Below are 13848 nucleotides of genomic sequence, written 5' to 3'. Positions count from 1 at the left end.
GGAGGATCGCTGAGATGAGCTCGACGATGCTGTACTTCGACGAACTTTACCGGCACAGCGACGATCCGTGGCGCTTGCGCGAAGGCTGGTACGAAAGGCGCAAGCGTTCGCTGACCCTCGCGCTGCTGCCGCGGCCGCGGTATCGCAACGCGTTCGAACCGGGCTGCGCGAACGGCGAGTTGACGGCCGGGCTCGCGACGCGCTGCGACGCGCTGCTCGCCGCCGATCTGCACGCCCGCGCCGTCGAGCTGGCGCGCGAACGCGTGGCGGGCGCATCGAACGTGCGGGTCGAACAGCGCAGGGTGCCGCGCGAATGGCCGACGCAGTACGCACCGTTCGATCTGATCGTGATCAGCGAGTTCGCGTACTACCTCGAGGCGGCCGAGCTCGAAGCGCTGGCCGCGCGCATCGCCGGGTCGCTGACGACGGACGGCACGCTGCTCGCCTGTCATTGGCGCTGGCCGTTCGCCGAAGCACGCGGATGCGCGGAGCACACGCACGCATTATTCGATGCCCGCTGCGGTCTCGCGCGTCTCGCGCATCACGACGAAGCCGATCTGCTGATCGACGTGTGGTCGCGCGACGCACGCTCGGTCGCGCAACGCGAGGGGCTCCTATGATCGGCGTGGTCGTTCCTGCGCATAACGAAGAGGCGTTGATCGCGCGCTGCCTCACGGCCTTGCTCGCAGCGTCGCGACACGAAGCGCTCGCCGGCGAAGAGGTGCGCATCGTTGTCGCGCTCGACGCCTGCAGCGATTTCAGCGGGGCGATCGCGCGCGCTTACGGCGTGCACACGCTCACACTGAAGGCGCGTAACGTCGGCATCGCGCGGGCACTGGGCGCGTCCCTGCTGCTCGCGCACGGTGCGCGCTGGCTCGCGTTCACCGATGCGGACAGCCGCGTGTCGCGCGGCTGGCTGGCCGCGCAGCTGGCGCTCGGCGCGGATGCGGTGTGCGGCTCGATTGCCGTCGACGACTGGAGCGCGCATCCCCGCAGCGTGCGCGAATATTTTCGCAAGACCTATGTCGACGCCGACGGACATCGCCACGTGCATGGCGCGAATCTCGGCGTTTCAGCGCACGCTTATCGGCGCTCGGGCGGCTTTCCGCCGCTCAAGTGCAGCGAGGACGTCGCGCTCGTCGATCGGCTGATCGCGACTGGCGCGCGCATCGCGTGGAGCGCGGCGCCGCGTGTGACGACGAGCGCGCGCACGGCGGCCCGCGCGCGCGGCGGCTTCGGCGACAGGCTCATCTCATGGGCGACGGATAGCGCGCTGGCCTGATGGGCGGCGGGGCATCGCGAACTCGTCTCGATCGCCATGATCCGGACACCAGAACATTGGCTCGGCAATACGCCGCGGGGAGGGCGAACATGATGGACGCGTTTTACGTTGTATTCGGCCAAGGCAGGGAGCTCGACCCGTTGCAGATGGGTCTGCGCTCGATCGCCATCTTCGTGATCGGGCTCGCGCTGATCCGCGTATCGGGGCGACGTTCCTTCGGACAGCGCTCGCCGTTCGATTCGGTCGTCGTGATTCTGCTCGGCGCGACGCTGAGCCGCGCGATCGTCGGGGCCTCGCCGTTCATCGCGACCGTGGTCGCGTCGTTCGTGATCGTCGTATGTCATAGGGTGCTGGCGTGGGCCTGCATGCGCTCACGCCGCTTCGAGCTGCTGGTGGGCGGCACCGAGCGCGAGGTGTACAGCGACGGCAAGTTTCACGCGGACGAAATGCACGCGGCGCTCGTCACGCGCACCGACGTCGAGGAAAGCGTGCGGCAGAAAACCGGCTCGCGCTCGATGGACAACGTGGCCGCCGCGATTCTCGAACGCAACGGCGAAGTGAGCGTGATTCGCAAGCGCGCATGAACGCCCGAACGCCTGAAGGGCGGGGCGCCCGGATACGGCTTAGCCGCGCCCGCCGCGCGAAATCTCTGCGCCCGCGCCGCGCGGCAAGCGCAGCGTGACGGGAATCGACGCGAACGAGCACAGCCCGACGACGAGAAACGCGGGCCAGAAATCCGACCACGTGAGGCCCGGATGTCCATGCAGCGCGCGCGAAATTTGCAGCACGATCCCGCCGACGGTCACGCCGAGACCGAGCGACATCTGCTGCACGACGCTGCCGAGGCTCGTCGCACGGCCGACGTCGCGGCTCGCGATCTCCGCGTAAGTCAGCGAATTGAGGCTCGTGAACTGCAAGGCGGGGAAGAAGCCGCCGAGCAGCACGACGAACCAGATGAGCCACGTCGGCGTGTGCGGGAAAAACAGCCCGCATGCTGCGATCGAGATACCCGATAGCGCGGCGTTGACCACGAGCACGTCGCGAAAGCCGAAGCGGCGCAGCACGGCGGAGGCGATCGTGCGCATGAACATGCCGCCGAACGCGGACGCGCAGGTGATCAGCCCCGATTCGAACGCGCTCATGCCGTGACCTTCCTGCAACAGCAGCGGCAGCAGGAACGGCAATGCGCCCAGGCCGATGCGAAACAGCGAGCCGCCGAGCACACTCGCCTGGAAAGTCGGCACGTTGAAAAAACGCAGATCGAGCAGCGGCAGCGCGACGCGCTGCGCGTACGCGACGTAGATCGCGAGCAGCATGGCGCCGAGCGCGCACATCCCAAACGCGTCCAGACTCGAAATCAGTTCGCCGCCGACCAGCGACAAGCCGAGCAGGAGCAGCACCGCGCCCGCCGCCGACAGCAGGAAGCCGACCCAGTCGAGCGGGCCGGGGTCAGGCTCGCGCGTGTTGGCGATATAGCGGTTGGTCAGATAGATGCCGACAATGCCGATCGGCACGTTGATGAAGAAAATCAGCCGCCAGTGCAGATACGTCGTGATGAAGCCGCCGAGCAGCGGGCCGGCGGCGGGGCCGAGCATCGCGGGCACGCTGAGGTAGTTCATCGCGCGGATGAAGTCGGCTTTCTCCACCACGCGAAAGATGATGATCCGCCCGACCGGCACCATCATCGCGCCGCCGACGCCCTGAATGAAACGCGCAACCGTGAAGGTGCCCAGCGAATTCGACGCGGCGCACAACAGCGAGCCCGTCACGAAGATGCCGATCGCCGTGCGAAACACCGTGCGGGCGCCGAACTTGTCGGCGAGCCAGCCGCACACGGGGATGAACACGCCGAGCCCGAGCACGTAGCTCGTCACCGCGATCTTCAGCGTGACGGGATCGCGCGCGAAATCGCGCGCCATCGCCGGCAGCGCGGTGACGATGACGTTGGCGTCGACGCTTTCCATGAACATCGCACACGCGACGATAAGAGGCGCAATCAGAGCTTTCTGGGTCTGGGCGACGGTCATGACGGCAAGGCTGCGACGAAGCGCCGCGGGCAAAGCGGTGATTATTGCACCTGTACGGTGCAGGTTGTTAATACCTGCTGGATCGAGACGCCGTTTGGCGAACTTTTTCGCCGACACACGGTTAGGGCACCGCGGTCCCGCCAAGAAAATATCGATTTTTGTTGCACTGCGCCATCGGATGACTATAATCGGGTTATTGCGTAGGTATAAACCCTAGTCAGGAGCCGCCATGAACACCGCATCGAACGTCGTCCGTACCACCCCCGCCGCCAACACCTTCTTCGGCAAGCTGCGCGCGCTGGCGCTGCATGCGCTGGAACTGCATTTGCAGAACTGCGCAGTGATCGCCGAAGCGCATCGTCGCCCGAACTAAGCTGCCCGCGCGCCGCGCAAGCGCGGCCGCCGTGTCAATGCCCGCTCGAGTAGCGGGCATTGTGCTTTCTGGCCCCGGCAAACGGAGCATGAGACACGCGTCTGTTGCGCATCCTCGAAGTCAGCCCCGCTCTGCCATCGGCATTTCCCTTCAGCGCTGGCACCCGACGCGGCAGGCGCGTGGCTTGCGCTTGTACTCGCGCGGCGTCCTGCAGTGCGCGACTGCTCCTGATTACGACACCCCGAGCGGCTTTTTGACGCCGCACTTGTAGCGCCATCGATGCCTCGCATCGCGCTGACAAGCCATTACAATCGCGCCCTCTTTGACGCAAAGCGCAGCGGCGCCGACAGCGAAATAGCTAAAGCTGTCAACCTTTTGCACATTTTGCCGTTATCTCTTTGTAATCGCCGCCACACGCGATACCGCGCGTGACGGCCCGTCGCCGCGATCGCTCCTCGCAAGGCCCGCATTGACCATATTTCACCGACTTCAACCCAGGTTCGAGCGCCTTCGCGCGCTGCTCGGCCGTGCAGCGAAAGCGCTCGGCAGCCGAGGACTTCTGTCGCCCGTGCTCGCGCTCGTCATTTGCGGGCTGCTGCTGGTGGTGCTGCAGCATCTGTCGGAGGCCGTCAATTACCGTTCGGTGATCCACCAGCTGCGCGGGCTGTCGGCGCGCGAGTGGATCGGCGCGCTGGGCGCGACCGCGCTCAGCTACGTCGCGCTGGTCGGGCGCGACGCGGTCGGCCTGCGCTATCTCGGCGCGAGCGTGCCGCGCACGGCGCTATGGGTCGGCGCGACCGCCGGGTCGGCGCTCGGCAATGCGACCGGTTTCGGCGCGCTGACGGGCGGAGCGGTGCGTGCGCGGGTGTACGGCGTCGCGGGCATTACGCCCGCGCAGATCGGCCGCATGACGGTGTTCACGAGCGTGTCGCTCACGCTCGCGCTCGTGTTGATGAGCGCGCTCGGCATGGTCTGCATGGCCGGCCAGCTCGCGCCGATGCTGCATTTGTCGCCGGTCGCGCTGCGCTGGAGCGGCGCGGCGTTGCTGATCGCGTTGGCGCTCGCGGCCGCCGCGTGCCGTCGCGAGACCCGGCCGATCCGCACGCGCCGGCAGTGGCTCTCGTTCGATATTCCCGCACGCCGAGATCTGCTCGGGCAAGTCGCGCTGGCGGTGCTCGACGTGATCGCCGCCGGCCTCGCGCTGTGGGCCTTGCTGCCGCATGCGAACGTGAGCTTCGTCGGCTTCATCACCGTCTACGCGGCCGCGATGCTGCTCGGCATGATCGGCCATACGCCTGGCGGGGTCGGGGTGTTCGAGGCGGCAATGGTGTTCACGCTGAGCGGCAGCGTGCAGATGCATCAGATGGTCGCTGCGCTGCTCGCTTATCGGGCGATCTATTTCGGCGTGCCGCTGGTCGTCTCCGCGGCGCTGCTGGCCGGCTTCGAGGGGCGCGCACTGAAGAACCGCCTGTCGTTGTTGCAGGCGCAGCGCGTGTCGGAACTCGCGCCACTGTTTCTGAGCCTCGTCACGTTCGTGGTCGGCGGCATGCTGGTGATTTCGAGCGCGACGCCCGCGTTCTGGCAGCGCATCCATATCCTGCGCGACGTCGTGCCGCTGTGGGTGCTCGAAAGCTCGCAGATGCTGTGCAGCGTGCTCGGCGTGCTGCTGCTGTTCGTCGCGCGCGGGCTGCTGCGGCGGCTCGACGCGGCCTGGTGGATGACGCTCGCGCTTGCGGTGCTGAGCCTCGCGCTGTCGCTGACCAAGGGTCTCGCGTTCGTCGAGGCCGGTGTGCTCGGCACGCTGATCGTCCTGCTGCTCGCGACGCGCAAGCGCTTCAACCGTCATTCGTCGCTGTTCGCCGAGCGCTTTACGGCCGGCTGGCTCGTATCGATCGCGATGGTGCTGATGCTCGCGACGTGGGTCATGCTGTTCGCTTTCCGTGACGTGCCTTACACGCGCGACCTGTGGTGGCAATTCGCGTTCGACGAGCGCGCGCCGCGCGCGTTGCGCGCGACACTCGCCGCGAGCCTGTTCGCCGCGACCTTTTCGTTCTGGCAATTGCTGCGTCCGGCTGCGGGCCGCTTCGTGAAGCCGGCGCCCGAAGATCTGCACGACGCCGCGCGCATCGTGCGCGCTCAGGAGCGCAGCGATGCCGGTCTGGCGTTGATGGGCGACAAGAGCTTCCTGTTTTCGGCGTCGCGCGAGGCCTTCCTGATGTACGCGAAATACGGCCGCACGTGGGCCGCGCTGCACGATCCGGTGGGCCCGCGCGAAGAGTGGGCCGGCCTGATCAGCAAGTTCGTCGCGCTCGCGCATGCGCACGGCGGTCGGGCCGCGTTCTACCAGGTGCGCGCGAACGCGCTGCCGCTGTATCTCGACGCCGGCCTGACGCTGATGAAGCTCGGCGAGGAAGCGCACGTCGTGCTCGACGACTTCGATCTGAAGGGCTCGCATCGCGCGCATCTGCGCTATGCGCTAAAGCGCGGCGAGCGCGACGGCTTTAGCGTCGAAGTGATCGATCGGGCGCAGGTGCCGGCATCGCTCGAAACGCTGCGCGGCATTTCCGACGGATGGCTCGACAGCCGCGACGCGCGCGAGAAAAGCTTTTCGGTCGCCGCTTTCCATGACGAATACCTCGCCGCGCAATCGGTGATGCTGGTGCGCCAGCACGGCGAGCCGGTCGCGTTCGTGACCTTCATGACGACCGATATGCATACCGAGGCGACCGTCGGCGTGATGCGACATGTCGACAGCGCGTCGTCATACGCGATGGAATACCTGTTCACGCAGCTCGCGCTGCATCTCAAACAGGCGGGCTTCCGCTCGCTCAGTCTCGGCATTGCGCCGCTCTCCGGCGTGCAGCCGACACCGCTCGCGTCGCGCTGGCATCGGCTGGCCGGCATCGTGTGGCGCTTCGGCGGCCGCTTCTATAACTTCCGCGGACTGCGTGCTTTCAAGAGCAAGTTCCAGCCGCACTGGGAGCCGCGTTACCTCGCGGCATCCGGTTCCGGCGTGTTCTTCACGCTCGCGGACCTGTCGCTGCTGGCGGGAGGCCGGCGTTCATGACATTGCATCCGTTGTTCCGGCTCGCCGTCGCGGCGAGCGTTTTAAGCTGCGGCGCACTCGCGCACGCGGCCACCACCACCGTGCCCGGCGGCCGCTACGGCAGCGTGCACGTGACCCAGCCCGACGGGCCGCTGCGCGGCTTCGTCGTGCTGTATTCGCAGGCGAGCGGCTGGAGCGCGGCCGATCAGCAGAGCGCCGATGCGCTCGCGAAAGCGGGCGCGTTGACGGTCGGCGTCGATACCGCGCGCTACGCGGCCAACCTCGCCGCGAAAAAGGAAAGCTGTCATCAGCTGGTGGGCGATGCCGAGGCGCTCAGCCATCAGCTCGAACGGCAATCGCAATCGAGCCACTATTTCGCGCCGATCGTCGCGGGGACGGGGCAGGGCGCAACGCTCGCGATGCACGTGCTCGAGCAGGCGCCGTCCAATACGATTGCGGGCGCGGTGTCGGTCGATGCCGACCACGCGCTCGACGCACGCTTCGAGCCGTGTGCGCCCGATCCGACCGTGATCCGCGACAAGGTGCCGGGTTTCGTCGACAAGGCGAGCACGGGCAATGCCGATCGCGCGCGTCTCGTCGCGCTGCTGACGCCGCATCTGCAGCCGGTCCCGTCAAGCGCCGACGACGTGTCCGACCTGCCGCTGATCGAGTTGCCGGCCGCGCATCCGAACGGCTTGATGGCGATCGTAATTTCCGGCGATGGCGGCTGGCGCGATCTCGACAAGACAATCGCGCAGGCGCTGCAGAAAGATGGTGTGTCGGTGGTCGGCTGGGACAGCCTGCGTTATTTCTGGAGCGAGCAGCCTCCCGCGAAAACGAGCCGCGATCTCGCGCGCGTGATGCAAACCTATGGCGCGCGCTGGCACGCGCAGCACATCGCGCTGATCGGCTATTCGTTCGGCGCCGATGTCATGCCGTTCGCGTACAACCGTCTGCCGCAGGCGCAGCGCGATCAGGTGTCGCTGATGTCGCTGCTCGGCTTTGCGCCCGACGCCGATTTCCAGATCCGCGTCGGCGGCTGGCTCGGCATGCCCGCAAGCGATAAAGCGCTGGACGTGCGGCCCGAGTTGACGCATGTGCCGCCGTCGATCGTCCAATGCTTCTATGGTAAGAACGAGACCGACACGCTGTGCCCGGCGCTCGAGAAGACCGGTGTCGAAGTCATCCGCACTGCCGGCGATCATCACTTTGGCCGCGACTACAACGCGCTGGAGCAGCGGATTCTCGCGGCATTCGAAAAGCACAGCGGCGTGCGCGAGTGATCGCGGTGTTGCTCATGAACTGCCTCGGTATTCGCGATTGCGCTGATCATTAGCATCATCCATCGAATGACCAGTTAGCGCGTCGACTTGCAGTCACACATAACCCGCCACACGAGGCGGGTTTTTTATGTCCGCTTTCAGGTTCATTCTCGGCGTGTCTCGTCGAGACTGGTGGCATCACGTGCCCGGGAGCGACCACCGTGCTGGGAACAGACGAAAAATCCTGTCTACCGGCTGTTTCTTGGTCAGTTGGACCTCGTTTGCCAGATCGGGGTTTACCTGAGGGGTGCGCCGCCGGCAGAACGAGCCGCGTGTCGTGCGGATCGCCGGTAAGCCACGCCAGTCTGGCGTTTGCGGCCGGCATGACCGCGCCGCGCCCGCACCCGCTCCACACCTTTTATCGCGCAGCACGATACGGCCTATCCGCCGTATCGCGTTGCACGATAGGCGGCGCGATCGTCACACTGAGCGCAATTTTCATCACCGCGTTCAGGAGACATACATGCGCACCCAAGTCGGCATCATCGGTGCAGGGCCCGCTGGCCTGCTTCTTTCCCATCTGCTTCATCTGCGCGGTATCGACTCGGTCGTGCTCGAAACGCGCACGCGCGATCAGATCGAATCCACGATACGGGCCGGCGTGCTCGAGCAGGGCACGATGGACCTGCTGACGCAAACCGGTCTCGGCGAACGCATGAAAGCCGAAGGCGCGCTGCATCACGGTTTCGAACTCGCGTTCGAAGGCAAGCGCCGGCGCATCGATCTGAGCGGCCTCACCGGTCATGCAATCACGGTTTATGCCCAGCACGAAGTGATCAAGGATCTCGTCGCGGCCCGCGTCGCAGCGGGCGCCGAACTGCGTTTCGGCGTGTCGGATACGTCGGTGCACGGCATCGATACCGATAAGCCGTCGATCCGCTATCGGCACGAAGACGCGGAGCACGAGCTGCAATGCGACTTCGTGATCGGCTGCGACGGCTCGCAAGGCGTGTCGCGTCAGGCGATTCCGCAGGCGCTGCGTCGAGACTTCGAGCGCGTCTATCCGTTTGGCTGGTTCGGCATTCTGTGCGAAGGGCCGCCGTCGTCGGACGAACTGATCTACGCGCGCCACGAGCGCGGCTTCGCGCTGATCAGCACGCGCTCGCCGAACGTGCAGCGCATGTATTTCCAGTGCGATCCGAAGGACTCGGTCAACAACTGGTCCGACGATCGGATCTGGGCCGAGTTGCATGCACGCGCCGATTCGGACGAAGGCCACAAGGTCGTCGACGGCAAGATTTTCCAGAAGAACATCGTCGGTATGCGCAGCTTCGTGTCGACGACGATGCAGCACGGCCGCCTGTTCCTGGCTGGCGACGCCGCGCATATCGTGCCGCCAACCGGCGCGAAGGGCATGAACCTCGCCGTCGCCGACGTGAACGTGCTCAGCAAGGCGCTCGACGCGTTCTACAAGGAAAACTGCACCGATCTGCTCGACCGCTACAGCGAAACTGCGCTCAAACGCATCTGGCGCGCCGAGCACTTCTCGTACTGGATGACCAGCATGATGCATCGTATCGAAGGCGCGTCGGCGTTCGAGCAACAGCTGCAGGTTGCCGAGCTCGAGTACGTCACGACGTCGCGCACGGCCGCGACGGTGCTGGCGGAAAACTACGTCGGCGTCGCCGGCGCGCAGATGCAGGCGCAACTGTGATTGCCACCACAGGCCCGCGCGCTGATCGGGACCGCTAGTTGAGCGATAGGTCCCGATGCGCGGCCGCCTGAAACTCCTTGGGCGTGACGCCCGTCTGCTTGCGGAAATAGCGACTGAAATAGGCGGCGTCCTCGAAACCGAGCGCATGCGCGATCTGTTTGATGCTCGAACCCGAGTACACCAGATCGCGCTGCGCCTCGCGTATCAACTGGTCGTTGACGAGCGACAGCGGCGAATGCCCGAGCTCTTCACGACAAATGCGGCCCAGCTGCGTCGTGGTCACCCGCAATTTTTCCGCGTAAAAATCGATCGGCTGATGCTCACGCACGTGTGCGGTGATCAGTTCGCGTAGCCGTTTGATCTGCGCGGCGCGCCGGTCATTGACGGTCGCGCCCGCGCTCGACGCGGCATCGGTCAGACGCGCGACCTGCACAAAAAGTGCAATCATCAGCGACATGCCCGCGGCGATATGGCCGCGCGCGCTGCCGCGAAATTCCTGCTCCAGCAAATCGAACAACGGCATCAACGTGCGCTCGCCGACGGCGGGCCGCACGGATATCAGCGCGGGGTGTTGCAGCACCGGCACGAGGCCTGGCGACACCGCTTTCGAAATCGACTCCAACGCACGCTGCGCGGCGGTAATCACGAGCCCGTCGATCTCCGGCGAAAACACGAAACCATGCACGGTTTGCGCCGGCAGCAGGATCAGGCATGGCGCTTCGATCGTGAGCTTTTCGCTTTCGATCAGCACGTGACCCGACCCACGGCGGATATACAGAATCTGCAGCAACGCATCGTGCCGGTGCGCGGCTATATGCCAGCCGTTCGGACGGCTGCGCTCGACGATCCATTCGAAATTGAACGCGTCGTACCACGGCGGCCGCGCGGACTCTCCGTACAGGTCGTAGTTAGGGATATTCCTCATGTGCCTTTGTCTCCTATGTTCGAATTGTCCTGCGATGTGCGGCCTTTGTCCAATTTCCCGTCGAACCGCGTGGCTATACTTTTTCCATCGAAGACGCGGTCGAATGACACAAGTTGGCGAAGCCAGCCAACGCACCTTCGCCGCGCTCGTCAACACATAGATTCGGAGGACTTAGCAAATGAATCAACGCAAAGATCGATGCGACGCAGAGGGCGACTCGAGACACTGGCTCGGGCTCGAAGGCAGCGTCTGCGTCGTGAGCGGCGCGGCGGGCGGCATCGGCAGTGCCATTGTTCAGGCGTTGGGCGATGCTGGCGCACGCGTGGCGCTGCTGGATCGTGATGAGAAAAAGTGCGGCGACGTCGCGCAAGCGCTGAATGCAAGCGGTGTCGAAGCGCTGGCGCTGGCCTGCGATATCGGCGATATCGATAGTGTGCGCGGCGCGGTGTCGGAAGTCGAAGCGCGCTTCGGCGTCGCCGATGTGCTCGTGAACAACGCGGGTCTGCTACGGCCGGGCGGCATCGAAGAGATTGGACTCGATGCATGGAATGCGATGCTGCGCGTGAACCTGACCGGCTACATGCTGTGCTCGCAGCAATTCGGTCAACCCATGTTGAAGCGCGGCGCTGGCGCGATCGTGCACGTCGCGTCGGTGGCCGCGCATCATCCGCAGACCTATAGCGGCGCCTACAGTGCAAGCAAGGCTGGCGTCACGATGCTGTCGAAGCAGATCGCGGCGGAGTGGGGGCCGCGCGGCATTCGCAGCAATACCGTGTGCCCAGGCATGATCCGCACGCCGCTGTCCGCGGCGTTTTACGAGCACGGCGACATAGAACGCCGGCGCAGCGCGATGACGGCGAGTCGCCGGATCGGTGAACCAGACGATATCGCCGATGTCGTCGCGTTTCTCGCGAGCGAACGTGCCGCGTATGTGAACGGCACCGAAGTCGTCGTCGACGGCGGCTTCGAAAGCATGCTGATGGACCTCGTGCCGCGTCCCGGCTTCGAAGCCAATCAGGCCGCGCAAGCCGGCCGCCAGGTCCGCGCATCGGGAGACCATCATGACTAACGCAACACCCGGCACGACACTCACATGCGACGTGCTCGTCATCGGTTCGGGCGCGGGAGGGCTGTCGAGCGCGATCACCGCGCGCAAACACGGTCTCGATGTCGTTGTGATCGAGAAGGAGCCGTTCTTCGGCGGTACGACCGCGTTCTCGGGCGGCGTGCTGTGGATTCCGGGCAACCATCACGCAAAGCAGAGAGGCGTCAGCGATACGCGCGAAGCCGCGCTGACCTATATGCGCAACGAAACCGGCGCGTATTTCGACGCGGCCGCCGTCGACGCGTTTCTCGACACCGGCCCGGAAATGCTCGACTTCTTCGAGCGCGAGACCGCCGTCAAATTCGTGCCGACGCTGTATCCCGACTATCACCCGGACGTTGGCGGCGGCGTCGACATCGGCCGCTCGGTCGTGGCCGCGCCGTTCGATGCGCGCGCGCTTGGCAAGGACCTCACGCGATTGCGTGCGCCGCTGAAGACGATCACGTTCATCGGCATGATGTTTAATTCATCGAACGCGGACCTGAAGCACTTCTTCAACGCGACGCGTTCGCTGCCGTCCGCGCTGTATGTCGCGAAGCGGCTCGCGAGCCATCTGAAGGATCTTGCGCTGTACCGGCGCGGCGTGCAGATCACGAGCGGCAACGCGCTCGCCGCGCGGCTCGCGAAGTCCGCGCTCGACCTCGGCATTCCGATCCATACCAACACGGCCGCTCGCGAGCTTAGCGTGACGAACGGCAGCGTGAGCGGCGCGCTCGTCGCGGGACCGGAAGGCGAGGTGAGCATCGTCGCGCGACGCGGCGTCGTGCTCGCGTGCGGCGGCTTTTCGCATGACGTTGCGCGGATCGCACGCGCGTATGCGCATCTGCGGCGCGGCGGCGAACACCTGTCACCGGTGCCGCGCGGCAATACCGGCGACGGCGTCGGCATGGCCGAACGTGCCGGCGCGCAAGTGGCGATCCGTTATCCGCAGCCCGCCGCATGGATGCCGGTATCGCGCGTGCCGATGCGCGACGGCAGCGTCGGCGTATTCCCGCATCTGGTGGATCGCTACAAGCCTGGCGTGATCGGCGTGACGCGCGCGGGCAAGCGCTTTTGCAACGAAGCGAATTCGTATCACGACGTGGGCGCCGCGATGATCGAGCCCTGCGCGAATGAACGGGAAACCGCGATGTGGCTGATTTGCGATCACGCGACGATTCGCAAATACGGGCTCGGTTACGCCAAGCCGTCGCCGGTGCCGCTCGGCCCGCTGCTACGCAACGGCTATCTGAGCAAGGGCCGCACGCTCGCGGAACTCGCGCGCCGAGCCGGCCTCGACGGCGCGGCGCTCGAGGCGACCATGAAGCGCTACAACGCCGACGCGGTGCGTGGCGAAGATCGCGAGTTCGGCCGCGGCACGACCTCGTTCAATCGCTATCTTGCCGACCCGGAGCGCGAGCCGAACCCGTGCGTCGCGCCCATCGGCGACGGTCCGTACTATGCGCTGAAGGTCGTGATGGGTGACCTCGGCACCTTCGACGGCATCACGACGAACGTCAGCGGCCAGGTGCTAGACGGGAAAGGCGCGCCGATCGCCGGGCTATACGCGGTCGGTAACGATCGCGCGAGCGTGATGGGCGGCAACTATCCGGGCGCCGGTATCACGCTCGGGCCGATCATGACGTTCGGCTATATCACCGGTCGTCATCTCGCGGGCGTGAGCGCAAACAGCGCAAACAGCGCAAACACCGCTAACCACCCGAATGACGCACACACCCGCGCATCCGAAACCGTATTGAGGACCGGCACATGAGCCAGGGCAAACCTTTCGTCGACCATCGCATCTACACGATCCGTCCGCGCGGCATGGCGGAATTCATCGACGTCTTCGACCGGCTCGCGATGCCGATTCAGCTCAAGTATCTGGGCGCGCCGGTCGGCTTCTATATGAGTGATATCGGCGCGTTGAACCAGGTCGTGCATCTATGGGGCTATGAGAGCCTCGGCGACTACGACCAGCGCCGCACCGAGCGCGATGCCGATCCGCAGTGGCCCGCGTACCTGCAGGCGTCGGCGCATCTGATCGTCGCGCAGGAGAGCCGCATCATCAGGCGCGTCGACTTCAGCACGCTGACGATGCTGCGCTAGCCGTGCGTTCTCGGCGAGCAGACAGG

12 protein-coding genes are annotated in these 13848 nt (G+C 65.6%); 10 read left to right on the top strand and 2 right to left on the bottom strand.

Features of this window, described 5'->3' with window-relative positions:
- The first annotated feature begins 14 nt into the window (after positions 1 to 14).
- The 3 genes from BJG93_RS08645 to BJG93_RS08635 all read left to right on the top strand — a co-directional run bounded on the left by BJG93_RS08645 (position 15) and on the right by BJG93_RS08635 (position 1866).
- Positions 15 to 620, top strand: a complete 606-nt coding sequence (locus BJG93_RS08645; RefSeq protein WP_027197888.1) for an SAM-dependent methyltransferase — start codon at positions 15 to 17, stop codon at positions 618 to 620.
- Positions 617 to 1282, top strand: coding sequence for a glycosyltransferase (locus BJG93_RS08640; protein ID WP_027197887.1), 666 nt, complete (start codon positions 617 to 619; stop codon positions 1280 to 1282). Before BJG93_RS08645 ends, BJG93_RS08640 begins: the two co-directional genes overlap by 4 nt.
- An 89-nt stretch (positions 1283 to 1371) precedes the next feature.
- Positions 1372 to 1866, top strand: a complete 495-nt coding sequence (locus tag BJG93_RS08635; protein WP_027197886.1) for a DUF421 domain-containing protein — start codon at positions 1372 to 1374, stop codon at positions 1864 to 1866.
- A gap of 39 nt (positions 1867 to 1905) precedes the next feature.
- Here the strand turns inward: BJG93_RS08635 and BJG93_RS08630 are convergent, their stop codons facing one another.
- The gene (locus BJG93_RS08630) at positions 1906 to 3309 is read right to left on the bottom strand and encodes an MFS transporter (RefSeq protein ID WP_027197885.1); all 1404 of its coding nucleotides are present in this window, start codon (positions 3307 to 3309) and stop codon (positions 1906 to 1908) included.
- Between the two features lie 229 nt (positions 3310 to 3538).
- Here BJG93_RS08630 and BJG93_RS08625 point away from each other — a divergent pair, with 229 nt between their 5' ends.
- The 4 genes from BJG93_RS08625 (at position 3539) to BJG93_RS08610 (ending at position 9704) form a co-directional block, all read left to right on the top strand.
- Entirely contained in the window at positions 3539 to 3682 is a 144-nt protein-coding gene (locus BJG93_RS08625) for a hypothetical protein (protein ID WP_167544145.1), read from the top strand.
- Between the two features lie 475 nt (positions 3683 to 4157).
- Entirely contained in the window at positions 4158 to 6749 is a 2592-nt protein-coding gene (mprF, locus tag BJG93_RS08620; protein ID WP_027197884.1) for a bifunctional lysylphosphatidylglycerol flippase/synthetase MprF, read from the top strand.
- Positions 6746 to 8011 (top strand): virulence factor family protein, encoded by a 1266-nt coding sequence (locus BJG93_RS08615; protein ID WP_027197883.1) that lies wholly within the window; start codon positions 6746 to 6748, stop codon positions 8009 to 8011. The genes mprF and BJG93_RS08615 overlap by 4 nt, the downstream gene beginning before the upstream one ends.
- Positions 8012 to 8513: 502 nt before the next feature.
- A complete protein-coding gene (locus BJG93_RS08610) occupies positions 8514 to 9704 on the top strand; it encodes a 4-hydroxybenzoate 3-monooxygenase (protein WP_027197882.1) in 1191 nt (396 codons plus the stop codon).
- Between the two features lie 34 nt (positions 9705 to 9738).
- Here the strand turns inward: BJG93_RS08610 and BJG93_RS08605 are convergent, their stop codons facing one another.
- Positions 9739 to 10629 (bottom strand): helix-turn-helix domain-containing protein, encoded by an 891-nt coding sequence (locus tag BJG93_RS08605; RefSeq protein WP_027197881.1) that lies wholly within the window; start codon positions 10627 to 10629, stop codon positions 9739 to 9741.
- Between the two features lie 178 nt (positions 10630 to 10807).
- On the opposite strand from BJG93_RS08605, the gene BJG93_RS08600 reads away from it, so the two are divergent.
- Genes BJG93_RS08600 through BJG93_RS08590 form a run of 3 tightly spaced genes read left to right on the top strand, consistent with a single transcriptional unit; the run spans position 10808 to position 13822 of the window.
- Complete coding sequence (locus BJG93_RS08600) at positions 10808 to 11698, top strand: SDR family NAD(P)-dependent oxidoreductase (RefSeq protein ID WP_027197880.1); 891 nt, start codon at positions 10808 to 10810, stop codon at positions 11696 to 11698.
- Entirely contained in the window at positions 11691 to 13487 is a 1797-nt protein-coding gene (locus tag BJG93_RS08595; protein ID WP_027197879.1) for an FAD-dependent oxidoreductase, read from the top strand. The genes BJG93_RS08600 and BJG93_RS08595 overlap by 8 nt, the downstream gene beginning before the upstream one ends.
- The gene (locus BJG93_RS08590) at positions 13484 to 13822 is read left to right on the top strand and encodes an NIPSNAP family protein (protein ID WP_027197878.1); all 339 of its coding nucleotides are present in this window, start codon (positions 13484 to 13486) and stop codon (positions 13820 to 13822) included. Before BJG93_RS08595 ends, BJG93_RS08590 begins: the two co-directional genes overlap by 4 nt.
- Positions 13823 to 13848 lie beyond the last annotated feature (26 nt).

Source organism: Paraburkholderia sprentiae WSM5005 (assembly GCF_001865575.2).
Lineage (GTDB): Bacteria > Pseudomonadota > Gammaproteobacteria > Burkholderiales > Burkholderiaceae > Paraburkholderia > Paraburkholderia sprentiae.
The sequence above is the reverse complement of the archived record's forward strand: the minus strand, read 5'-3'. Positions and strand labels throughout refer to the sequence as shown.